We start from the raw sequence: 23,124 nt of genomic DNA, 5'->3' as shown, positions 1-23,124 counted from the left end.
ATTTGAAAATCTTAATTATCCAATTAACTTTGTTACATGAATAATCCTTCACTTGAACTCCAACTTCAAACACTTCCCGACAGCCCGGGAGTTTATCAGTATTATGATAAGGAGGAAAAAATTCTCTATGTAGGAAAAGCCAAAAACCTCAAGAAACGAGTTTCTTCATATTTTAATAAAACGCACGATAATGCCAAAACAAACGTATTGGTTCGCAAAATTGTCACTATCAAACACATTGTTGTTTCTACCGAACAAGATGCTCTCTTGCTGGAAAATAATTTAATCAAAAAATTACAACCACGTTACAACGTAATGCTGCGAGATGATAAAACCTATCCTTGGATTTGCATTAAAAAAGAACCTTTTTCCCGTATTTTTTCAACCCGAAAAATGATTAAAGATGGTTCAGAGTATTTTGGACCCTATACCAGTTTTAAAACGGTTCATACCTTACTTGATTTAATTAAAGAACTGTATCCGTTGCGAACTTGTAATTATGATTTAAGCGAAACTAACATTAATAGCAATAAATATAAAGTCTGTTTAGAATACCATATCGGTAATTGTAAAGGACCTTGTGAAGGATTAGAATTATTAGAAAATTACCAAAAACAAGTTGATGCAATCCGACAAATCTTGAAAGGGAACTTTAAAGAAAGTTTAAAAGATTTTAAAATGAGAATGCAGGAGTTGGCTACAGACATGGCATTTGAAGAAGCTCAAAAAGTCAAAGAGAAGATAGCAGTTTTAGAAAATTACCAAGCAAAATCAACTATTTTGAATCCGAAGATTTCTAATATTGATGTGTTTTCTATTGTTTCAGACGAAACGATGGCGTATGTCAATTTTCTCCAAATTGCTCATGGAGCGATTATTCGTTCCCATACTTTGGAATTGAAAAAGAAACTTGACGAAACGGATGAGGAGTTGTTGGAGTTGGCCGTTGTAGAACTTCGGGAGCGTTTTCATTTAACTTCTAAAGAACTTATTTTACCTTTTGAGCTTGACTTCGGAGACAAAATAAAAGTCACCGTTCCACAAGTGGGCGATAAAAAGCAAATACTGGAGCTTTCTCAACGCAATGCCAAATACCACCGTTTAGAACAACTAAAGCAAATTCAAATCGTAGACCCTGAGCGGCACACAAATCGAATCATGGCTCAAATGCAAAAAGATTTGCGACTTTCAGTAGAACCAAGGCATATTGAATGTTTTGACAATTCAAATATTCAAGGAACAAATCCCGTCGCGGCTTGTGTGGTTTTTAAAGATGGAAAGGCCAGTAAAAAGGATTATCGTCATTTCAATATCAAAACAGTAGTTGGCCCGGATGATTTTGCTTCGATGGAAGAGGTGGTTTTTCGGCGATACAAAAGGATGTTAGATGAAAATCAACCGTTGCCACAACTCATTATCATTGACGGTGGAAAAGGACAATTGTCATCAGCTTTAAAAAGTTTGGATGATTTAGGCTTACGTGGAAAAATTGCAATTATAGGGATAGCCAAACGATTAGAAGAATTGTTTTATCCCGGTGATTCTGTTCCTTTGTATTTGGATAAAAAATCGGAAACCTTAAAAATAATTCAGCAGTTGCGGAATGAAGCACACCGATTTGGGATTACGCACCATCGGGAAAAAAGGAGTAAATCAGCCTTGCAAACCACACTTGAAACAATTCCAGGAGTAGGCGAGAAAACGATGGTAATGTTATTAAAACACTTCAAAAGTGTTAAAAGATTAGCACTGGCTTCAGAAAATGAAATTTCAGCTGTGGTTGGAGTAGCAAAAGCCAAAAAAATTTACGAATTTTACAAGGCAATAAATAAATAAATTGTTTTGAAGCGAATTGTTCAGACCTTTTTGGTTACAATTTTTACCTTTTCCCCTTTGCCTTTTTTGAGATTACCAACTCGGATTAGGTACATCAGTTTATATTTACTATTTCCAATTACCTTTTGCCTTTTGCCTTTTACCGCTTTTTCTCAAGACACGATTCAACGACCAAAAATTGGACTTGTTCTTAGCGGAGGAGGAGCGAAAGGATTGGCTCATATTGGGGTTCTAAAAATGATAGATGAAGCCGGTATAAAAATAGATTATATTGGAGGGACGAGTATGGGAGCTGTTGTCGGCGGGTTATATGCATCCGGTTATACCGCGATACAAATCGACAGCATATTTAAAGCGGCTGATTATGATGCAATTATACAAGATTATACGCCAAGAGTTTCAAAAGATTATTATGAACGAGAGAATAATGATCGTTATGCGGTTACTTTACCTTTTAATAAATTTAAATTAGGTGTCCCGATTGCACTTTCCAGAGGTTTATATAATTATAATTTAATGACACGGTTATTGGATCATGTTAGGCATGAGCGGGATTTTAAAAAATTACCCATTCCATTCGTGTGTATAGCTACTGATATAGAAACAGGACAGGAAGTCTTTTTAGATCACGGATTTTTGTCTCAAGCTATCGTCGCGAGCGGGGCTTTACCAACATTATATGCACCGGTAATTATTGATGGTAAATTTTTAATCGATGGCGGAGTATTAAATAATTTTCCGGTAGAGGAAGTTAAAAAAATGGGAGCCGATATCGTTATCGGTGTTGATGTTCAATATGAATTAAAAGAAAGAGAAGAACTTACGGAAGCAACAAAATTATTGGTTCAAATATCGAATTTACAAATGATTAAGAAGATGGAAGAAAAAAAACATCTTATCGATATTTACATCAAGCCCAGCATAAATGATTTCACAGTTGTTTCTTTTGATAAAGGTCCAGAAATAATTCAAATTGGTGAAAATGTTGCTAAAGAGTTTATGGATGAATTCAAAAAATTAAGTACAAATTATAAAAGACCAATAACAGTTTTTCCAAAAACAGAAGTAGACAGTTTATACATTAGTTCAATCAAAATCAACCCACTTGAAAATTATACAAAGTATTATGTTCAAGGAAAATTAAGATTTAAACCGGGGCAAAAAATAAGCTACGCCGACTTAGTAAGGGGTATTGATTTTTTAAATACTACTCAAAACTTCAGTTCGTTAAGTTACACGTTAGAAAAAGAAGAAGAAGGCGATCAATTAAATCTTTTTTTAGTTGAAAACCCTACCAAAACGTATTTAAAGTTAGGACTTCATTATGACGGATTGTTCAAAAGTGGCATTTTAGTGAACTATACCAAGAAAAAATTATTATTTAAAAATGATGTGTTTTCCGCAGATGTTGTGTTGGGTGATAATTTTAGGTATTTCATAGACTATAATGTTGATATTGGTTATAATTTGAGTGTTGGTTTTAATTCTAAATTTTATCAATTTAATAGAAATATAAATACTAATTTTAGTGAATGGGATGTTTTAAGAGAAGCCGGTACTAATTCAATAAATGTTGATTACAGGAATTTTACAAACCAATTATATATCCAAACACTTTTTGTTCAAAAATTCAGTGCAAAAATAGGGGTAGAGCTGATGAATCTTAAAATCCATTCAGAAACACTTTCTAATTCAACGGCTATTTTTGATAATGGAGATTATTTATCTGTTTTTGGCAATATGAATTTTGATTCGTTTGATAATAAATATTTTCCAAAAAAAGGATGGTATTTTAATGGAGATGTTCAATCATTTTTATATTCTTCCAGATTTGAAGATATTTTTTTAATGCACACTATTTTCAAAGCAGAAGCGGCATATGCTCAAAAATTATTTAGAAAAGGTTCGTTTATTTTAAAATCAGAAGGAGGGTTTACCGTTGGTGAGCAAAGTATTCCTATTTTAAACTTTTTTATTGGCGGGTATGGTTATAAGCCGTTTAACAATTTTAGACATTTTTATGGCTATGATTTTGTTGGGTTAACCGGAAATAGTTATGTGATGGGCAGCCTAAGTTTTGATTATGAAATCTTCAAAAAAAATCACTTAAATGTAACTGCAAATTATGCCAATATGGGGTATGATATTTTTGTGAATGATGGATGGTTAAAATTACCGACTTATTCTGGTTATTCCATTGGTTATGGTTTGGAAACCATTTTTGGCCCCGTTGAAATTAAACAAAGTTGGTCCCCTGAAACCAAAGATTCCTTCACTTGGTTTGGCGTAGGTTTTTGGTTTTAATTTTACATATTATTTAATATTTTTTACGATATTTGTATATTATATAAAAAAAACAGCAAAATGGTTATAATTCTAGGGTTGTTATTAGCTTTTGCATTAGGAATTATTGTGGGAATTAATATTAAGAAAAACAACTGAAATAATATCATTCTTCATGAATAAATCATTTTGGCAAGGGATGTTAGAGTATCTTCATTTTCTTCAAAAGAGAAATCCGGAGTGATATTTTTGTTGAATCGGTAAATCAACTAATTCAACTATCCGTTTTTATTAATTATCTAATTTTAAAATTATGCCATTTTATCATAAACTTGGAAATATTCCACCAAAGCGTCATACACAATTTCGTAAACCAAACGGTGATTTGTATTACGAACAACTTTTCGGTACGGTAGGTTTCGACGGCATGTCGACTAATTCATATCACGAACAACGACCTACACAAGTAAAAGAAATTCGTTCACAATACAGTATCGCTCCGATAATCGCTAAATCTAACAATATTCAGTCATACAAATTGAGCGGTTTTGATGTGGCTCCTCAAGACGATTATTTGGAAAGCAGAAAAATTGTGCTCACTAATTCAGACTGTCATATCGTGTTAGCCGCTCCTAGAAAATCAACCACGGATTATTTTTATAAAAATACAGATTCCGACGAAATGATTTTCATTCATAAAGGTTCCGGTAAATTGAGAACAATCTATGGGAATCTTGATTTTAAATATGGAGATTACCTTATCGTTCCCCGTGGGATTATATACAAAATAGATTTTGATACCGAAGATAACCGCTTGTTTATTGTAGAATCGCACGCTCCAATATATACTCCAAAACAATATCGTAATTGGTTTGGACAATTGTTAGAGCATTCTCCGTATTGCGAACGTGATATCCGTCGCCCGTATGAATTAGAAACAAATAATGAAAAAGGTGATTTTATCATCAAAGTAAAAAAGAAAGACGAAATTTTTGAAATGGTTTACGCTTCACACCCTTTTGATGTCGTAGGGTATGATGGTTACAATTATCCTTATGCATTTTCCATTCATGATTTTGAGCCAATTACCGGTCGAATTCATCTTCCACCACCAATACATCAAACTTTTGAAACAACTGCATTTGTTGTCTGTTCATTTGTGCCTAGATTATACGATTATCATCCATTAGCGATTCCGGCACCTTATAACCACAGTAATATTGATGCAGATGAGGTTTTGTATTATGTTGATGGTGATTTTATGAGTAGAAACGATATCAAAGCCGGTAACATTTCCTTACATCCTGCCGGAATTGCTCATGGTCCTCATCCCGGAGCTGCGGAAAGAAGTATTGGAAAAAAAGAAACACTTGAGTTAGCCGTAATGGTTGACACGTTCAAACCTTTAATGGTAACAGAAGAAGCGATGAAAATTGCTGATGATAACTATTTTCAAAGCTGGTTGTAGAAATTAACAATAAAACCCCGCTAGGGTTAAAAAAATATTTTAAAAATGAGTAAAGAAGTAAAATCCGTTGAATACGGACTGGAAAAAATATTTGAAGGAGCACAAGACTTCCTTCCACTTTTAGGAACAGATTATGTTGAGTTTTATGTAGGAAACGCAAAACAATCGGCACATTATTACAAAACCGCATTTGGTTATCAATCACATGCCTATCGCGGATTAGAAACAGGATCAAAAGATTCCGTGAGTTATGTATTAAAACAGGATAAAATTCGATTGGTATTAACAACACCATTAACGAGTAATTCACCTATCAATGAACATCTTGTCAAACATGGAGATGGAGTGAAAGTGATTGCTCTTTGGGTGGAAGATGCCCGTTCAGCTTGGGAAGAAACCACTAAGCGAGGGGCTAAATCATTTATGGAACCAACCGTTGAAAAAGATGAACACGGCGAAGTTGTCCGTTCCGGAATCCATACTTATGGAGAAACGGTTCACATATTTGTAGAAAGAAAAAATTACAACGGAGCCTTTTTACCTGGTTTTGTAGAATGGAAATCAGAATATAATCCGGAGCCACTTGGATTAAAATATGTAGACCACATGGTAGGGAATGTCGGTTGGGGCGAAATGAACCAATGGGTCAAATGGTATGAAGATGTGATGGGATTTGAAAATTTCCTTTCTTTCGATGATACACAAATTCACACCGAATATTCTGCCTTGATGAGTAAAGTAATGAGTAATGGTAATGGAAGAATAAAATTCCCAATTAATGAACCTGCGAAAGGGAATAAAAGATCTCAAATTGAAGAATATATTGATTTTTATGAAGGGTCTGGAGTTCAACACTTAGCGGTTGCCACAGATGACATTATTAAAACCGTTGCCGGATTAAAAGCCCGTGGAGTAGAATTTCTTCCACCTCCACCACAAGCTTACTATGATGATATTCCACGTCGCTTAGGTGTTCACATGGATATGATGAAAGAAGATATTAAAGAATTACAAAGACTTTCCATATTAGTAGATGCGGACGAAGACGGTTATTTATTACAGATTTTTACCAAGCCTGTTGAAGACAGACCAACGTTGTTTTATGAAATTATTCAACGAATGGGAGCAAAAGGATTTGGAGCAGGTAACTTTAAAGCGTTATTTGAAAGCATAGAAAGAGAGCAAGCTTTAAGAGGAACGTTATAAAACAATACAAAAATTACAGATAATGAAATTTTTGACCTATAAACTGCTATTTTTTTACAAATATTTAGTTAAAGTTGAATTTTCATTAAAAATAATACAACTAACAGATTACCTTTGCACTCGCAAAAGAAGGAGTGGTTACCTTCTTAGTGTAATATAAATTTTTCATAATTTATAGTTTTTTGGTTAGTTAATAGCATACAACCCAATCGGTAACGGTTGGGTTTTGTGTTTTTAGTACCGAAACTTCGGGATTGGCTTTAGAAAAGTCTTTCTATTTTTCAGATTCTTAAAAAAACATTAAAGTCCTCACATTTTTTGAGGTCTTTTTTAGTTTTAGTACATTTGGAACAGAAATTGATTTATCTATTGAAAAATCAAGTAGTGTTATGAAAAATTTTCTCTTAATCGTTTTGTTTTTATCGACAGTAAGTTTCAATTCCCAGGCTAATTTAGCAAGGAAGGAAGAAGCTTTTGAAGTGGGAGAATGGTTTAAATTCCGCATACATTATGGCCTAATAAACGCCGGTTATGCAGAACTAGAAGTGAAAGAAGCTGTTCGCAATAATAAAAAAGTTTTTCATGCCAAAGGCCGTGGTTATACCGTTGGAATGACTAAGTTCTTTTTTGAAGTGGATGATGATTACCAAAGTTATTTTGACAAAGAATCCGGAAATCCATATCAATTTGTTCGAAAAATAGATGAAGGGGGTTATACAAAAAACCAAGAAGGGTTCTTTAATCATAAAAATAAAACCATTTTAGTCAAAGATTACAAGAAAAAAACGGAAAAAACCTTTGAAGTTCCTGATAATACCCAAGACATTTTATCTACCTTTTACTATTTACGAAATCACCCTAATGTTGACAAACTGAAAGTGGGTGAGTCAATTAATGTCGATATGTTTTTTGATGATGAAACGACTAAATTTAAGTTGAAATTTATTGGTCGTGAAGATTTAAAAACTAAATTTGGGGTAATTTCCACAATGATATTTAGACCTTATGTTCAAGCCGGTCGTGTTTTTAAAGAACAAGAGAGCTTAACTGTATGGATATCAGATGATGACAACAAATTACCCGTTCGAATTAAAGCCAGTTTAGCTGTAGGTTCAATAAAAGCAGATTTGGAACAATTCAAGGGACTAAAACACACATTTACCGTTAAAGCAAAACCGTAATGAATTCAATAGCACACAAAGAAATTTTAGAACAGATAGAACAAAAATTTCAGGCAATAAATCAAAAAACTGATACACATTTAGAAGGACTGTTGTGGGCAAAACCAATAACCTATTGGGATTATATCCAAACGGATGCCTTGCTTAATCTTCAAACCCAACGAACAACTTTACCGGATGAAATGGTATTTATTATGTACCATCAAGTGAATGAATTATTGTTTAAAATGATTCTTTGGGAAATTGAACAACTCTGCCAAACGGAGCAACCTGAAACAGATTATTTTACTGAAAAATTAATGAGAATCAGTCGTTATTTCGACATGTTGACAACCTCTTTTACCATTATGAAAGAAGGAATGGACGTTGAACAATACATGAAATTCAGAAATACGTTAACACCCGCCAGTGGTTTTCAAAGTGCTCAATACCGATTTATTGAATTTTCATCAACTGATTTGATTAACTTGATTGATTACCGTTTTAGAGCAACGATAGATAGAAATACGCCCTATGAACATGCGTTTGAACACTTGTATTGGCAAGCAGCCGGGAAAGATTACCAAACCGGCGGAAAATCTTTTTTAATTTTAGAGTTCGAACGAAAATATAAAAAGGAATTTTTGCGTTTTATGGAAGAATATAACACCACTAATTTGTGGCGAAAATTCAAACAATTACCTGAAAACGACCAAAAAAATGAAGCATTAGTTAATGCGATGCGACATTATGATTACACCGTCAACATAACTTGGGTAATGGGTCATTATCATGCAGCAAAAAAATATATTGAAAGCGGACACGGAACCGGAGAAGCAACAGGTGGCAGTGATTGGAAAAAATACATGTTGCCCAAATACCAACGAAGAATTTTCTTCCCTGAACTATGGTCTGCTGAGGAATTGGCCACTTGGGGAGAAAAAGAAAGTATATAATTGATTTAAAGAAAAAACATTGAAATTTAAAATAGTAACGATATCTCTAATCACTTTACTCTTATTCGCCTGCGAAGAAAAAGATAAAAAAGTTGTTCCTAAAGAAGTTATTAAAGAAGAGCCAATCATTGTTGAGTTTGGGTTTACGTACAATGATTATTTAGTAGTTCAAGATACAGTTCAAAGCGGAGACACATTCAGTAAATTATTAGAAGAAAATAACATCGGTACTTTTAAAGTGCATGATGTCACAGAAATGGTAAAAGATAGTTTTAATCTTCGGGATATTCGAATTGGCAAGCCTTTTACCCTTTTAAAATCAAAAAAAGCACCTCACCAATTACAGGTTTTTATTTATCAGAAAGATAATATTCATTACAGTGTTGTGGATTTCAGAGATACTGTGGTGATTGCTTATAATAAACAAAAACCCATCACTATAAAACGAAGAACTATTGCTACGTCAATTAGTGGATCATTGTCGGAAACATTAAGTAAAAATGGTGTCGATGCTTCAATGGCAAATAATTTAGCAAAAATTTATGAGTATTCAATTGACTTCTTTAAGATTCAAAAAGATGATAAATTTGCGGTAACGTTTTATGAAAAATATATCAACGACAGTATTTATGCCGGTGTAGAAAGAATGGAAAGTTCTTTTTTTGAACATAAAGGCAAAAAAATCTACGCTTTTCCATACAAATTAGACAGTTTATCCAAAAAAGTGGATTATTATGACGAAGAAGGAAAAGGATTGAAAACCATGTTTTTGAAGGCTCCGTTGGATTATTTTAGAATATCTTCTCGTTTTTCACCTAAACGTTTTCATCCAGTCCAAATGACTTGGAAAGCTCATAAAGGAACAGATTATGCGGCGGCACAAGGAACTCCTATTAAAACAACAGCTTCCGGAGTTGTTGAAAAAACAGGATATACAGCTGGAAACGGGAACTTTGTAAAAGTAAAACACAACGGAACTTATTCCACTCAATATTTACATATGTCCAAAATTTTAGTAAGACAAGGGCAACGTGTTGAACAAGGTCAGGTGATTGGAAAAGTGGGAAGTACAGGTTTAGCCACCGGTCCACATGTGTGTTATCGCTTTTGGAAAAATGGTGTTCAAGTTGATCCTTTATCACAAAAATTACCAAATACTGAACCGATGAATGAAAAACACCGGAAAAATTATTTAACTTATATCGCTCCTTTAAAAAGGGAGTTAGACAGCATTGCAACACTACAGTTTAAAAAATAAAATTGATATCATGGCTTTAAAAAGTACCAATCCTTCAGGAACAGCAGCTTGGCAAAATTTGAAAAAGCATTTTGAAGAAATGCAACATGTTTCTATGCAAGAACTTTTTGCTAAGGATGCTAGAAGAGTAGAAAAATTTCATATTCAATGGAACGACTTTTTAGTCGATTATTCTAAAAATATTCTTACTGAAGAAACAAAACAATATCTTTTGGCTCTAGCGAATGAAGTTGATTTAAAAGATGCTATATCGAAATATTTTGCCGGTGATTTAATTAATCAAACAGAGAACAGAGCCGTATTACACACAGCATTAAGGGCTTCTTCTAATGCAAGTATTTTGGTTGATGGGGTAAATGTGATGCCGGAAGTAGTGGCCGTAAAAAATAAAATCAAAAACTTCACGGAAGAAGTGGTTAACGGTGAACGAAAAGGTTTTACAGGAAAGCCTTTTACGGATGTGGTAAACATTGGTATTGGTGGTTCTGATTTGGGCCCAGCAATGGTAGTTGAAGCCCTTCAGTTTTATAAAAATCAACTGAATGTCCATTTTGTTTCAAATGTGGATGGTGATCATGTGAACGAAGTTATAAAAAAAGTAAACCCCGAAACAACTTTATTTGTAATTGTTTCTAAAACGTTCACTACTCAAGAAACCTTATCTAATTCCGAAACAATTCGCTATTGGTTTTTAAAAGCAGCTAAGCAAGAAGATGTAGCCAAGCATTTTGTCGCCGTTTCTACCAATATTCAAAAAGTGACAGAATTTGGAATTCATCCCGATAACATTTTCCCAATGTGGGATTGGGTTGGTGGTCGATTTTCGCTTTGGAGTGCTGTTGGATTATCCATTAGCTTAGCCGTTGGTTATGAAAATTTTGACAAGTTATTGATTGGAGCTCACGACATGGATGAGCATTTTAGAACAACACCGTTTGAAAAAAACATTCCGGTTATTTTAGCTTTATTAAGTATTTGGTATAATAATTTCTTTGGTGCGGAAAGTGAAGCTTTGATTCCGTATACGCAATATCTTCAAAAATTAGCTCCTTATCTTCAACAAGGAATAATGGAGAGTAACGGAAAGAGCATTGACCGTGAAGGAAACCCGGTGAATTATCAAACCGGAACAATAATCTGGGGAGAACCGGGAACAAATTCTCAACATGCTTTCTTTCAATTAATTCACCAAGGGACAAAATTGATTCCAACTGATTTTATTGGATTTGTACATTCGCTTTATGGAAATCAAGATCATCATGATAAATTAATGTCTAACTTTTTTGCACAAACCGAGGCTTTATTAAACGGAAAACCTGCAGAACAAGTCATGGCTGAATTTGAAAAACAAGGAGTTTCTGGAGAAAAGGCAGATTTTTTATTACCGTTTAAAATATTTTCAGGAAATAGACCTACAAATACTTTTTTAATTACCAGTTTAACTCCGGAGACTTTAGGTTCTTTAGTTGCCTTATATGAACACAAAATATTTGTACAAGGTGTTATTTGGAATATTTTCAGTTATGACCAATGGGGTGTTGAACTAGGCAAACAATTAGCCAATTCAATTTTAGGGGAAATTACTTCCGGTAAAATTAAAAACCACGACAGTTCAACCAACTTTTTATTGACACATTTTTTAAACCAAAAATAAAAATCGAAACCCTATCTGCTTGATAGGGTTTTTTATTTTACTATATTTGTTTTTCATAAAAAATCACCTATGTACGAATTATTACAAAAATTGCATTCTTGGTGGGCCTATTTGGCTCTAATACTTCTTTTTTTAGCTGTTATTAATGCTATTTTAGGCTATACCGGCAAAAAATTATTTCAACCCAAAGATTTACGCATTTCACTTTTTGCGTTGATTTTTACTCATATTCAATTGTTATTAGGGCTTATTTTATATATAGTTTCTCCTTTAGGATTAGATTCGTTAGGACAAATGAAAGACCCGGCTATCCGATTAACATCGATGGAACATCCATTAATCAACATCATAGCGATTATATTAATTACAATTGGATGGTCAAAACATAAAAAAGTAGCCAACAACCTTAAATTTCAAAAAATTATGGTTTTTTACGGGTTGGGATTATTACTTATTTTAATTCGAATTCCTTGGAGTTCTTGGTTAGGATAAAAGTTTAAAACCACGTTTTTTCGTGGTTTTCTCATTTTGGAACACTATTTGTTAATGATAAACGCACTTAAAATCTGGATTATGAAACATAAAACCGAGCTGATTGTGTTTGGGCTGTTTGCCTTATTGTTTTTCAGTAGTTTTTCTTTTGAAACAAAGCATTTCGAAAAACCATCATTAAATAGAATTATCCATAGAGATACTACTAAAAATGATAAAACTGCCATCGATAGCATTGCAACAGAAGGTAATTTTACCTTTAAATTGTATAAAAAAGGAGCTCATGCCTCTTATTATGCGGATAAATTTACAGGGAAAAGAACTGCAAGCGGACAAGTTTTTGACAATCAAAAGCACACGGCTGCACACCGGAAATTCCCATTTGGAACAAAAGTTAGGGTAACCAATGAAGCCAATGGAAAATCAACTATTGTAACAATCAATGACCGCGGACCCTTTACGAAAGGAAGAGAAATTGATTTGTCTAAAAGAGCTTTTCAGGATATTGCCCGACATAACGGATATGGCTCGATGAAAGTGACGATTGAATTAGTTGAAGAAATAAAAGACACAATAAATTGAGTTAGCTCCAGTTTTTAAAAGGATTTCTGCTTAAATAAGCATTGTAATAACGTTCGTCGTTGGTTACTTCTTCTCCCAACCAAGAAGGTTTTTCGAAAGCTTCTTCTTCTGATTCTAATTCTATTTCAGCCATAATTAATCCTTCATTTTCGCTGGAGAAAACATCGACTTCAACGACATGATTACCGACTTTGATATCGTAACGAATTTTGTCGATAATTCCTGTTTCACAAAGTTTTAAAAGTTTTTCTGCATCGGCTACAGAAATTTCTTTTTCCCATTCCAAACGCGTTAAACCCGTTTCATTTCCAATGCCTTTGATGGTTATGAAAGCTTTATTTCCTTTGATTCGAATGCGAACAGTACGTTCAGGATGTGAATTTAAATAGCCTTGTACAATTCTCGATTCCTGAAAAGCTTCTTTTTTAAATTGTGGAGAAGTAACTAAAAATTTTCGTTCAATTTCTATCATAATATTTTCATATAATATGAATGCAAGGTAGATATAAATATTTTTGATTCGTATTTTTACAAAACAAATATACCAAATGGCTGTATCCTTTACTAAAAAGAAAAAAGTAACGACGATTGATGTTTTAACCGATTATTTCGATAATAATAAACGGTGGGAAGCAACAATTGACCCGTTAGAAATTCTAGTTAAAATTGTAGCTTCAATTCGGCCTAAAAATCTAAAAAAAACAGATGAAATAGACCTTACGGATTTACTACTGTTTTTGAAGAAAAATAAATCAATTACAAATCAATTTTCAAGTTATCTGAAGGGTTTACTTTTTGAGAAAAAAATCAGTAGAATATTATCAGATGCTGCTATACTTCAGGATGTGGATTTTTTATTTGAAGTTAAAAAACGAATTTATGCCCGAATTTTGCCCTATCAACATGAACCAGATACCCTAGAATTTGTTTTGAATCAGGTTTTTTATTTAGATTCTGACCCGATTTGGCTGTTAAAAATCCCAATTAATCAAATTGAAGATTTATATGAATTAGTAGGGTTTACCTCGCTCTATGAATCGGTTGAACAAAATTCTGTTTTATCGGAACTAATGATGTCAATGTCGTTAATTGCTCAACGAATGAGTGGGCGGGCATTAGAATCGGATGTGTTGAAAATGGTTCCGGAGTATTTTCATTTTGAAAGTCCTTTCGCGGCATTCGAAAAAGAACTTTTATCAATTCAGGACAAAATTAAAACAAAAGACAACAATCATTTTACAACGTCCGAAAGTTTGTCCTATAAACAGCTTTTTGTTTTGCATAAACAATGTGAAGAATATGTAGAAAAAGCATTTCAAAATTCTTCTAAATTTGGTATAACACTTCGGGTGAATCAAAGTTTACTCCGAATCAGGCAACAGTTATATCGATTAAAAATTCTTATTCCGCTTTTAGTAGTAGATGTTGAAACGGATAAGAAAAAAAACAGTATCCGATTGGCCTACAAATTAATTAAATACAATTGTACCCGAAATAATGTTCGAACATTTATAAAAGAAAGTACCCAATTGCTTTCCTATGAAATCACACAACATACAGCTAAAACCGGAGAAAAATATATCACTCAATCCAGATCCGAATATTTTAAAATGTTCAATACAGCTTTGGGAGGTGGATTAATAGTCGGGATTTTGTGTGTCATTAAAGTTTTGCTCTCAAAAGTGGAAACCAGTGATTTTGGCCATGCTTTTTTGTATAGTATGAATTATTCTTTTGGGTTTATTGCTATTTATGTTTTAGGATTTACATTGGCTACAAAACAGCCCGCAATGACCGCTTCCGCTTTAGTTAAAGTGCTGGAAGACGAAATAAAAGAAAACGGAAATTCGAACCAAAAACACCAAGGATTTGCTGTGTTTTTTGCTCGCGTTTTCCGTTCACAATTCATTGCCTTTGTTGGGAATGTTATCATGGCTTTCCCGATATCTTTATTGGGAATTTGGCTTATTGATTTGGCTTTTCACTATAATATTGCCGAAACGAAATGGAATACTTTAGTGACAGATTTAAGCCCGGTTCATTCAATGGCTATTTTTCATGCGGCTATTGCAGGCTGCTTTTTGTTTTTGTCGGGAATCATTTCCGGAAGTGTAGCTAATCGCGATAAACATTATCAAATTTATCTCCGAATTAAAGAACATCCATTTTTAAAACGCAGTTTTGGGAAAGAAAAAGCCGAAAAATTTGCTCACTGGTATGAAAAAAAATGGGCCGGCATTATTTCAAATTTTTGGTTTGGTATTTTTATGGGTTCCACCGCCTCAATAGGCGTCTTTTTCGGTTTAAATTTAGATATCAGACATATTACTTTTGCCAGTGGAAATCTGGCTCTTGGACTTTATGGTTCAAATTACACCTTGGATAATTGGATGTTGTTTTGGGGAATATTTGGCATCGGAATCATCGGGTTGGTTAACTTTATGGTTAGTTTCGGTTTATCTCTTGGTTTAGCTTTTCGATCAAGAGCTATTCCGCTTTCTGAATTTAAACCAATTTCCGCTTCTATTTGGAGACATTTTAAAAGCAAACCATTTTCTTTCTTTTTCCCAACAGGAACAATAGAAGTGCATCATGAAGGAGGAGATAAAATACCGTAAGATAATTCATGTTGACATGGATGCGTTCTATGCTTCTGTAGAGCAGCTTGATTTTCCGGAATTAAAAGGAAAGCCTTTGGCTGTTGGAGGAAGTGAAATTCGTGGAGTTGTTTCTGCGGCCAGCTATGAAGCCCGAAAATTTGGAGTTCGAAGTGCAATGAGTGGCGTTCTAGCCAAAAAGCAATGTCCCGATTTAATCTTTGTTAGACCTCGATTTGATCGATATACCGAAATTTCTAAAATTATCCGAAAAATATTTTACGAGTTTACGGACTTGGTTGAACCGCTATCACTAGACGAAGCCTATTTAGATGTGACTCAAAATAAAAAAGGTAATCCCAGTGCGACCTTGTTAGCTCAGGAAATTCGTAAGCGTATTTTTGAAGAAACAGGCTTAACCGCTTCAGCGGGTATTTCTATCAATAAATTTGTCGCGAAAGTAGCTTCAGATTATAATAAACCAAACGGGCAAAAAACGGTTAATCCGGATGAGGTGGAAGCTTTTTTGGAAGCGTTAGACATTCGCAAATTTTATGGCATCGGTAAAGTTACGGCCGAACGAATGTATCAATTGGGTATTTATTCCGGGAAAGATTTAAAAACCCGCAGTTTAGACTTCTTAGAACAGCATTTTGGCAAGAGCGGCACACATTATTTCTATATTGTACGGGGCATTCATAACAGTCCGGTAAAACCGAATCGTATTTCAAAATCGGTGGGAGCTGAACGTACGTTTAATGAAAACCTATCTTCTGAAGTTTTCATGGAAGATCGTTTAGAGAGTATTGCTAAAGAACTCGAACGCCGTTTGCAAAAACACAAAATTGCCGGAAAAACGGTTACATTAAAAATTAAGTACTCTGATTTTTCTCAACAAACCCGTAGCAAAACCTTGCCTTATTTTATTTCAGATAAAGCATTATTACTCGAAACGGCCAAAGAATTATTATACCAGGAAAAACTAAAAGAATCCGTTCGTTTGTTGGGGATTTCATTAAACAATTTGAATACTGAAGTGCAGAAAACCGTGGTGGTACAATTGAAGTTTGAGTTTTAAATTTTTTTAATTTTCGCTAAATAATTGTCAAACTACCCAAATCTTATAGTATATCAAATGATTGTTTTTGTTCTTAATCCTCAACAAATACATTCCTTTTGAAAATGCGTTTAAATCCAATCGCATTTCAGTTTGTTGATGATTTTCAAATAGGGCTAATTTCCTTCCATTTAAATCAAAAAGTTCCACGAAATTGACTTCATCCGTATTTTTTAGATAGCAAACAGACTTGTCATTTTCAGGAAAATAAACAACAATTTCCAGTTGGATGTTTTTAGGATTAGATAAGATAGTCGGTTCACAAGCAGTCACTTCCGGAGTTAAATTAGAATAAAATAACGTGCCATTTTTAAAGAAACAGTTCAAAAGGCCAACACCATTGATGTCAGGATATCCACCGGGAGCATTTATCATGGATAAAGAACCAACACCTTCCACCCAAATGGCTTTTTGAGAGCTGATTGTATTGGATTCATGCGGAGAAAAATAAAAATGTTTGCGAAGTTCACCCTCCCAAATAGGAACTTGTCGGATAGAATCTAACACAAACAATCCACCCTGATTCGGAAAAGGTGAGATGGGGTTTTTCATTTCAAAAGTATCACCTTCAACTAACGAAAAATCATATAATAGGTATTCATCGATATGATTTGCGGTAATTTTAGTGAGATATACCTTTTTTTGCTCTACATTTTCGGATAATAAAAATGAACGAGAGATATAGTGAAAACCATCCAAAATTTTATGTGTTTTATTATTTACGATAGTATCACCATTGGTATAGTAAATATCTGTAAGACAACCTTCATAGCAATTTGTAAAATGCCATTCATTCTGATTATCTAACAAGGGGATATAAGCTTGTCCGAACATGTTCATGCAAGACAATAGAAACAGAAGGAGTGTTTTTTTATTCATAAGCGATTCAAATATATTAATTTTTTGTATTTTATTTACTTTTATACAAGTGTTCAACAATCGTTAAACTTTAGTTGAACAAATTGCTAGTTGAGATAAAAAGCTAATTTTGAACTCAAATTATCTTAAAATGCTTGAATTTAAACACTACGACGAAGGAATATCGACTTATTTAAGTCAATTAGATGCCAAAAAAATGCCCTTGCTGACATGGGATTTTTATGGAGATTATTTAAATCAACTTAGTAAAACAATAACAGACCAACATCAACTTACACTTTTAGCCCTTTTAAATTCTTGGGAATCAAATACAGCGGTGAAAACGCAATGGGATGTTGATACTGTAGTGGTGGTTACTTGTCCTAGTTTAAAAATTGTATTCGCTTCACAAAACATGGTTCGAATGAATGGGTATCAACCGGAGGAAGTTATTGGTCATTCGCCAAAGTTATTTCAAGGAAAAGCGACTTGTTTAAAAACAGCAAAGGAAATAGGAGAAGCAGTTCGAAGCCAAAAGCCCTTTGAAAAAAAGGTAATTAATTACAGTAAAGACGGGTCACTATATAATTGCCACATCAAAGGTTTTCCAATTTTTAACCAAAACGGCGAATTGATTAATTTTATCGCTTTTGAGAAATCGGCATAAAAAAAGGAGCTTTTAAAGCTCCTTTTTTATATGAATTGTAATTAATCTCTACTCGATATTTTTGATAATAAACGGAGGAATTCGACATATAACCAAACTAAGGTTATCATTAATCCCATGGCTCCAAACCATTCCATGTATTTGGGCATTTGTTTTTCAGCCCCTTTTTCAATTTGATCAAAATCAAGAAATAAATTTAAGGCAGCGATTACGATAACTAAGACACTAATTCCTATACTCATTAAGGAATTTCCATAATGAACCGGTTGGAAGCTTGTAAACATACTCAACAACCAAGTGATAAGGTAATAGATAGCAATGGTGATGGTGGCTCCAATCACAATAGATTTGAATTTCTCCGTAACGGTAACCACTTTGTATTTATATAACATGAAACACACTAAAAATGTTGTAAAAGTTGCTCCTACTGCCTGAATCACGATTCCAGGGTACATGGATTCGAAAAGAGCAGATAAAGCTCCAATAAATAATCCTTCAAATAAAGCATAACCCGGAGCTAAATAGCCGGAAAGATGTGGTTTAAAGGAGGCTACAACAACTAAAATTAGTCCAACAACAGCACCACCAATTAAGAATGGCAAGGGATTATAACCACTTGCGGTCATCATCCAAGTTAAGGTAGCCGAGGCAACCAATAATAAAAGCATTATTAAACTTTTATTAATAGTTCCTGAAACAGTCATGGTTTCATTGTAATCAATTAGTACCGAACGATTTCCTTGTTCATCAACCTCTACTGTTTGAGGTTTGTTGAATGATTTACTTTTAAAAAATGGATTGTTTGATGTCATTGTGATTTATTTTTTTGTCTTTCAAATATAAAAAAATTTATGGAATATCAGAAACACGTAAGGTATTCACCATTCCTTTATCCGCAATTGGCATGGCTGCTAAATTAATAACCATGTCACCTTTGTCAACGAATCCTTTCGCTTTGGCAATCATATTTACATCTTCAACGGTATCGTCAGTGCTGGCAAATTTGTCATAATAAAACGAGCGAACTCCCCATAATAAATTCAATTGGGTTAAAATTCGTTTGTTTGAAGTAAACACTAAAATATGAGCACTTGGCCGCCAAGCTGAAATTTGAAAAGCGGTATAGCCACTGTTAGTCAATGTAGAAATAGCTTTCGCTTTAATTTCATTTGCCATAACGGCAGCATGAAAACAAATTGATTTTGTGATGAATCGTTTGGTGCGAACATGAGGCGGGTTGTGTGGAACTTGAATAAGCGGACTGTCTTCTACTGATTTGATGATTTTGGTCATGGTTTCAATAACTTCAACCGGATAATTTCCAACAGAAGTTTCGCCTGAAAGCATAACGGCATCGGCACCATCCATGACAGAGTTGGCTACGTCATTTACTTCAGCTCTGGTTGGTGTTAAACTCGTAATCATAGTTTCCATCATTTGAGTAGCTACAATAACAGGAATTCTGGCTGTTTTGGCACGATGAATCAATTTTTTCTGAATTAACGGAACTTCTTCTGCCGGAACTTCTACACCAAGGTCACCACGGGCAACCATTAAACCATCACAGAAGGCAACAATTTTATCGATATTTTCAACGGCTTCCGGTTTTTCTATTTTTGCTATGATTGGAATTTTATGTTCTGAATGTTTGGCAATCATATCTTGTAATTCTTCCAAATCTTTTGGTGTTCTCACAAAAGATAGAGCAATCCAATCTACATTGTTTTCAATGGCAAATAAAGCATCTTTCACGTCTTTTTTAGTTAAAGCCGGTAAAGAAACTTTTGTATTTGGGAGGTTAACCCCTTTTTTAGATTTCAATGGACCGCCTTGAATAACACGACAAACCACTTCTGTTGTTCCGTTTGTTTCCAAAGCTTCAAACATCAGTTTTCCATCGTCTAAAAGTATTTTTTCTCCGGGCTTAACGTCTCTTGGAAATTCTTTGTAATTCATGTAAACCCGTTCGGCAGTTCCCGGAATGTCTTCCGCTGTTTGAAAGGTGATAATGTCGCCTTTGCTGACTACAACGTCTTCTTTCATGACACCTACTCTTAATTTAGGACCTTGAAGGTCGGCTAAAATAGCAGTTGTGTATCCAAATTCCTCATTTAAACCACGAATAATATCAATTCGTTCTTTCACATCGGCATAGTCTGCATGAGAAAAATTGATTCGGAATACATTTACTCCGGCATCAATCATGTTTTTAATGATTTCTTTTGAACTGCATGCTGGCCCTAGGGTGGCAACAATTTTAGTTTTTTTGTTGGTTGGCATATTATTTAAAAAATTAAATTGTTTTTAGATTTTAGTTGACTTTTTTTCACTGGATAAACCGTGGTGACTTGGTCAATGGTTTTTAGTTTATTTGTAATTGATATGGTATTTATTTGTTTTTCATCCCCTTCAATTTTGAGGAAATAATCTACTTTTTTTAATTCAGGTAATAAGTAATAGGTATTCGTAAATTCCTGCTGTGCATCGAATAGATTAACAGTATTGTTTTTTTGAAGAAGGCTGATTTCTTTCTTGTTTTCAATTAATGTCCAAAAAACTGATTTCTTTTCATCTTCAAAATTAAAATGAGTAAATGCAGTTTTTTGTTTATCTGTTTCAATCAAGATGTCTTTTTTACATTTGCTTAACAGAATAGGTAATTTTTGGTTGATATAGTATGCAATTCGAAAATCATCTAACGTTGTATGAATAGCGATAAGCTGGTAATCAACCTCTTCGAAGTCATCGATGAATAATTTGTGAATAGTCATTTCTCATTAAAACAAGATGTAAATATAGTATTTTTGGAGTAGATTCGAATTTCAAATCCGGAACTTAACGATAATTTATTAACGAAAACGATATAGTTTTAGAAGATTCCTAAAATTTTGCATCCATTTTTTCTTGAAACGCAAAATAAGCACGTTTTGAAGCAATTTCTTCTGCTTTCTTTTTAGAGGTTGCTCTTGCTTTAGCAATTACTTTATTATCAATGCTCAATTTAACACCAAAAAAGCGTTGGCCATCATTTCCATTATCATCAAAAACGTCATAATTAAAAGGTTTTTTTTCTTTTTGACACCATTCAATTACCAAACTTTTATAACTAATTACTTTTCCTTCTAATTTAGCAATATCGACATAGGGCAAAATCACTCTTTTATGAATGAATTTTTCACAATAAACATAACCTCTGTCTAAGAATATAGCACCAACTAAGGCTTCGAAAATATTTCCGTGGATGTTGTCGCCAAAATGTTGAAAAGGCACTTTGCTATCAACTAATTGAATTAAGTTTAAGTCCTTTCCTAATTCATTTAAGTGTTCTCTACTCACAATTTTTGAACGCATTTTGGTTAAGTAACCTTCATCACCGGAAGGAACAACATTAAACAAATGCCCTGCAATAACAGCACTAAGCATTGCATCACCTAAAAACTCTAACCTTTCATAATTGATTGGATTCCCCTTTAAATCTAATTTATTTGAGGACCGGTGTGTAAAAGCTTTTCTGTAATATTCGATTTCATTCGGTTTAAATCCAAGAATTTTATGAATTGCATCAAAAAAAATCCCGCCTTCAAGAGGACGGGATTTGGTAAATATTTTTTTAAAAAGACTCATTTAAGTTTACTCTTCCAATTTTTTAAATAAAACGCAGGCATTGTGTCCTCCAAAACCAAAAGTATTGCTCATCGCTACCTTTATGTCTCTTTTCTGTGCTTTATTTAATGTTAAATTCAGTTCCGGATTAATATTCTCATCTACGTGAACATGGTTAATCGTTGGAGGAATAATTCCATGTTCAATTGCTAAAATGGAAGCAATTGCTTCAATTCCACCAGCGGCTCCTAATAAATGACCGGTCATTGATTTGGTAGAATTGATATTGATGTTTTTAGCATGCTCGCCAAAAACAGCACTGATTGCTTTTAATTCAGCGACATCACCTAATGGTGTTGAGGTTCCGTGTGTATTAATGTGCTCTACTTCTTCTGGTTTCATATTGGCATCTCGCAAGCAATTATTCATTACCGCAATTACGCCAATTCCTTCCGGATGTGGAGCCGTTAAATGATAGGCATCAGAGGACATTCCACCACCACCAACTTCACAATATATTTTTGCTCCTCTGGCTTTTGCGTGTTCATATTCTTCTAAAACTAATGCTCCGGCACCTTCACCTAAAACAAAACCATCACGGGTAACATCAAAAGGTCTAGAGGCTGTTTCCGGGCTTTCATTTCTGGTTGACAAAGCGTGCATGGAATTAAATCCACCCATTCCGGCAATAGTTACAGCAGCTTCTGAACCGCCTGAAATAATTACATCACATAAACCTAAACGGATGTAATTAAAAGCATCTATCATTGCGTTTGCCGATGAAGCACAAGCTGAAACAGTTGTATAATTTGGGCCCATGTAGCCATTTCGCATGGAAATATGAGCCGGGGCAATATCAGCAATCATTTTTGGAATAAAAAAGGGATTAAATTTTGGAGTTCCATCACCTTTGGCATAATATAAAACTTCTTCCTGAAAGGTTTCTAATCCGCCAATTCCTGCTCCCCAAATAACTCCAACGCGGTATTTATCTACATTGTCAGCAGTGATACCAGCATCTTTGATAGCTTCATCGCTGGCAACAATTGCATATTGAGCAAATTTATCCATTCTTCTTGCTTCTTTGCGATCAATAAAATCTTCAATGTTGAAATTTTTTATTTCGCAAGCAAACTTTGTTTTGTGTTTTTCAGTATCATAATAGGTAATTGGAGCAGCTCCACTTACGCCGTTGATAAGGGCGTTCCAATATTCCTGAATATTATTTCCTATGGGTGTTAATGCACCTAAACCGGTAACAACTACTCGTTTTAACTCCATTTTCTTAAAAATTTATTGGTACGAATATAAACAAAAAAACCCTGATTTTTATTGAAAAGTAAAAAACAGGGGTGATTTTTTGTATATGTGTTTGATTGAATGTCAA

Annotated in this window: 20 protein-coding genes; 13 read left to right on the top strand and 7 right to left on the bottom strand. The window is 34.0% G+C overall.

Going from position 1 to position 23,124, the window contains the following annotated elements:
* The first annotated feature begins 36 nt into the window (after window positions 1-36).
* From uvrC to C0512_RS00815, 10 genes are all read left to right on the top strand, one after another.
* Window positions 37-1,836 carry an excinuclease ABC subunit UvrC gene (gene uvrC / locus C0512_RS00860; protein WP_290858155.1) on the top strand — a complete coding sequence of 600 codons (1,800 nt, stop codon included), beginning with the start codon at window positions 37-39 and terminating at the stop codon, window positions 1,834-1,836.
* Window positions 1,837-1,968: 132 nt separating this feature from the next.
* Window positions 1,969-4,140, top strand: coding sequence for a patatin-like phospholipase family protein (locus C0512_RS00855; protein ID WP_290858154.1), 2,172 nt, complete (start codon window positions 1,969-1,971; stop codon window positions 4,138-4,140).
* Window positions 4,141-4,432: 292 nt separating this feature from the next.
* Window positions 4,433-5,587 carry a homogentisate 1,2-dioxygenase gene (locus C0512_RS00850; protein WP_290858152.1) on the top strand — a complete coding sequence of 385 codons (1,155 nt, stop codon included), beginning with the start codon at window positions 4,433-4,435 and terminating at the stop codon, window positions 5,585-5,587.
* A gap of 45 nt (window positions 5,588-5,632) precedes the next feature.
* Window positions 5,633-6,793, top strand: coding sequence for a 4-hydroxyphenylpyruvate dioxygenase (hppD, locus tag C0512_RS00845; protein WP_290858151.1), 1,161 nt, complete (start codon window positions 5,633-5,635; stop codon window positions 6,791-6,793).
* 389 nt (window positions 6,794-7,182) lie between these two features.
* Window positions 7,183-7,974 carry a DUF3108 domain-containing protein gene (locus tag C0512_RS00840; RefSeq protein WP_290858150.1) on the top strand — a complete coding sequence of 264 codons (792 nt, stop codon included), beginning with the start codon at window positions 7,183-7,185 and terminating at the stop codon, window positions 7,972-7,974.
* Complete coding sequence (locus C0512_RS00835; protein ID WP_290858148.1) at window positions 7,974-8,909, top strand: tryptophan 2,3-dioxygenase family protein; 936 nt, start codon at window positions 7,974-7,976, stop codon at window positions 8,907-8,909. The genes C0512_RS00840 and C0512_RS00835 overlap by 1 nt, the downstream gene beginning before the upstream one ends.
* Before the next feature lie 19 nt (window positions 8,910-8,928).
* Window positions 8,929-10,167, top strand: coding sequence for a peptidoglycan DD-metalloendopeptidase family protein (locus tag C0512_RS00830; RefSeq protein WP_290858146.1), 1,239 nt, complete (start codon window positions 8,929-8,931; stop codon window positions 10,165-10,167).
* Window positions 10,168-10,177: 10 nt separating this feature from the next.
* Window positions 10,178-11,821: a glucose-6-phosphate isomerase gene (pgi, locus tag C0512_RS00825; protein ID WP_290858144.1), complete on the top strand. Its 1,644-nt coding sequence runs from the start codon at window positions 10,178-10,180 to the stop codon at window positions 11,819-11,821.
* Window positions 11,822-11,890: 69 nt separating this feature from the next.
* Complete coding sequence (locus C0512_RS00820; protein WP_290858142.1) at window positions 11,891-12,313, top strand: hypothetical protein; 423 nt, start codon at window positions 11,891-11,893, stop codon at window positions 12,311-12,313.
* An 81-nt stretch (window positions 12,314-12,394) separates the two neighbouring features.
* Window positions 12,395-12,895, top strand: coding sequence for a septal ring lytic transglycosylase RlpA family protein (locus C0512_RS00815; protein ID WP_290858141.1), 501 nt, complete (start codon window positions 12,395-12,397; stop codon window positions 12,893-12,895).
* Window position 12,896: 1 nt separating this feature from the next.
* Here C0512_RS00815 and C0512_RS00810 read toward each other — a convergent pair whose 3' ends face one another.
* Window positions 12,897-13,367 carry a CYTH domain-containing protein gene (locus C0512_RS00810; protein WP_290858139.1) on the bottom strand — a complete coding sequence of 157 codons (471 nt, stop codon included), beginning with the start codon at window positions 13,365-13,367 and terminating at the stop codon, window positions 12,897-12,899.
* A gap of 76 nt (window positions 13,368-13,443) precedes the next feature.
* Between C0512_RS00810 and C0512_RS00805 the strand changes: the two genes are divergently transcribed.
* Entirely contained in the window at window positions 13,444-15,513 is a 2,070-nt protein-coding gene (locus C0512_RS00805) for a recombinase (protein WP_290858138.1), read from the top strand.
* Complete coding sequence (gene dinB / locus C0512_RS00800) at window positions 15,488-16,570, top strand: DNA polymerase IV (protein ID WP_290858137.1); 1,083 nt, start codon at window positions 15,488-15,490, stop codon at window positions 16,568-16,570. Before C0512_RS00805 ends, dinB begins: the two co-directional genes overlap by 26 nt.
* 27 nt (window positions 16,571-16,597) lie before the next feature.
* On the opposite strand, the gene C0512_RS00795 is transcribed toward dinB, so the two are convergent.
* The gene (locus tag C0512_RS00795) at window positions 16,598-17,488 is read right to left on the bottom strand and encodes a T9SS type A sorting domain-containing protein (RefSeq protein ID WP_290858136.1); all 891 of its coding nucleotides are present in this window, start codon (window positions 17,486-17,488) and stop codon (window positions 16,598-16,600) included.
* Between the two features lie 130 nt (window positions 17,489-17,618).
* On the opposite strand from C0512_RS00795, the gene C0512_RS00790 reads away from it, so the two are divergent.
* On the top strand, window positions 17,619-18,134 hold the full coding sequence (locus C0512_RS00790) for a PAS domain-containing protein (protein WP_290858134.1): 516 nt from the start codon (window positions 17,619-17,621) through the stop codon (window positions 18,132-18,134).
* A gap of 41 nt (window positions 18,135-18,175) precedes the next feature.
* Here the strand turns inward: C0512_RS00790 and C0512_RS00785 are convergent, their stop codons facing one another.
* The 5 genes from C0512_RS00785 to fabF form a co-directional block, all read right to left on the bottom strand.
* On the bottom strand, window positions 18,176-18,946 hold the full coding sequence (locus C0512_RS00785; RefSeq protein ID WP_367160252.1) for a Bax inhibitor-1/YccA family protein: 771 nt from the start codon (window positions 18,944-18,946) through the stop codon (window positions 18,176-18,178).
* 37 nt (window positions 18,947-18,983) lie between these two features.
* Entirely contained in the window at window positions 18,984-20,414 is a 1,431-nt protein-coding gene (gene pyk, locus C0512_RS00780; protein WP_290858133.1) for a pyruvate kinase, read from the bottom strand.
* Window positions 20,415-20,419: 5 nt separating this feature from the next.
* Entirely contained in the window at window positions 20,420-20,905 is a 486-nt protein-coding gene (locus C0512_RS00775) for an IPExxxVDY family protein (protein ID WP_290858132.1), read from the bottom strand.
* A gap of 109 nt (window positions 20,906-21,014) precedes the next feature.
* Entirely contained in the window at window positions 21,015-21,758 is a 744-nt protein-coding gene (locus tag C0512_RS00770; RefSeq protein WP_290858131.1) for a ribonuclease III domain-containing protein, read from the bottom strand.
* 6 nt (window positions 21,759-21,764) lie between these two features.
* The gene (gene fabF, locus C0512_RS00765) at window positions 21,765-23,018 is read right to left on the bottom strand and encodes a beta-ketoacyl-ACP synthase II (RefSeq protein WP_290858130.1); all 1,254 of its coding nucleotides are present in this window, start codon (window positions 23,016-23,018) and stop codon (window positions 21,765-21,767) included.
* Between the last annotated feature and the right edge of the window lie 106 nt (window positions 23,019-23,124).

It is taken from the genome of Flavobacterium sp. (assembly GCF_013822155.1).
Classification (GTDB): domain Bacteria; phylum Bacteroidota; class Bacteroidia; order Flavobacteriales; family Flavobacteriaceae; genus Flavobacterium.
The sequence above is the reverse complement of the archived record's forward strand: the minus strand, read 5'-3'. Positions and strand labels throughout refer to the sequence as shown.

Coding starts and splice junctions, on each gene's coding strand:
- uvrC (WP_290858155.1), top strand. CDS start 37: ATGAATAATCCTTCACTTGAACTCCAACTTCAAACACTTCCCGACAGC.
- C0512_RS00850 (WP_290858152.1), top strand. CDS start 4,433: ATGCCATTTTATCATAAACTTGGAAATATTCCACCAAAGCGTCATACA.
- hppD (WP_290858151.1), top strand. CDS start 5,633: ATGAGTAAAGAAGTAAAATCCGTTGAATACGGACTGGAAAAAATATTT.
- C0512_RS00840 (WP_290858150.1), top strand. CDS start 7,183: ATGAAAAATTTTCTCTTAATCGTTTTGTTTTTATCGACAGTAAGTTTC.
- C0512_RS00835 (WP_290858148.1), top strand. CDS start 7,974: ATGAATTCAATAGCACACAAAGAAATTTTAGAACAGATAGAACAAAAA.
- pgi (WP_290858144.1), top strand. CDS start 10,178: ATGGCTTTAAAAAGTACCAATCCTTCAGGAACAGCAGCTTGGCAAAAT.
- C0512_RS00820 (WP_290858142.1), top strand. CDS start 11,891: ATGTACGAATTATTACAAAAATTGCATTCTTGGTGGGCCTATTTGGCT.
- C0512_RS00815 (WP_290858141.1), top strand. CDS start 12,395: ATGAAACATAAAACCGAGCTGATTGTGTTTGGGCTGTTTGCCTTATTG.
- C0512_RS00810 (WP_290858139.1), bottom strand. CDS start 13,367: ATGATAGAAATTGAACGAAAATTTTTAGTTACTTCTCCACAATTTAAA.
- C0512_RS00805 (WP_290858138.1), top strand. CDS start 13,444: ATGGCTGTATCCTTTACTAAAAAGAAAAAAGTAACGACGATTGATGTT.
- dinB (WP_290858137.1), top strand. CDS start 15,488: ATGAAGGAGGAGATAAAATACCGTAAGATAATTCATGTTGACATGGAT.
- C0512_RS00795 (WP_290858136.1), bottom strand. CDS start 17,488: ATGAATAAAAAAACACTCCTTCTGTTTCTATTGTCTTGCATGAACATG.
- C0512_RS00790 (WP_290858134.1), top strand. CDS start 17,619: ATGCTTGAATTTAAACACTACGACGAAGGAATATCGACTTATTTAAGT.
- C0512_RS00785 (WP_367160252.1), bottom strand. CDS start 18,946: ATGACATCAAACAATCCATTTTTTAAAAGTAAATCATTCAACAAACCT.
- pyk (WP_290858133.1), bottom strand. CDS start 20,414: ATGCCAACCAACAAAAAAACTAAAATTGTTGCCACCCTAGGGCCAGCA.
- C0512_RS00775 (WP_290858132.1), bottom strand. CDS start 20,905: ATGACTATTCACAAATTATTCATCGATGACTTCGAAGAGGTTGATTAC.
- C0512_RS00770 (WP_290858131.1), bottom strand. CDS start 21,758: ATGAGTCTTTTTAAAAAAATATTTACCAAATCCCGTCCTCTTGAAGGC.
- fabF (WP_290858130.1), bottom strand. CDS start 23,018: ATGGAGTTAAAACGAGTAGTTGTTACCGGTTTAGGTGCATTAACACCC.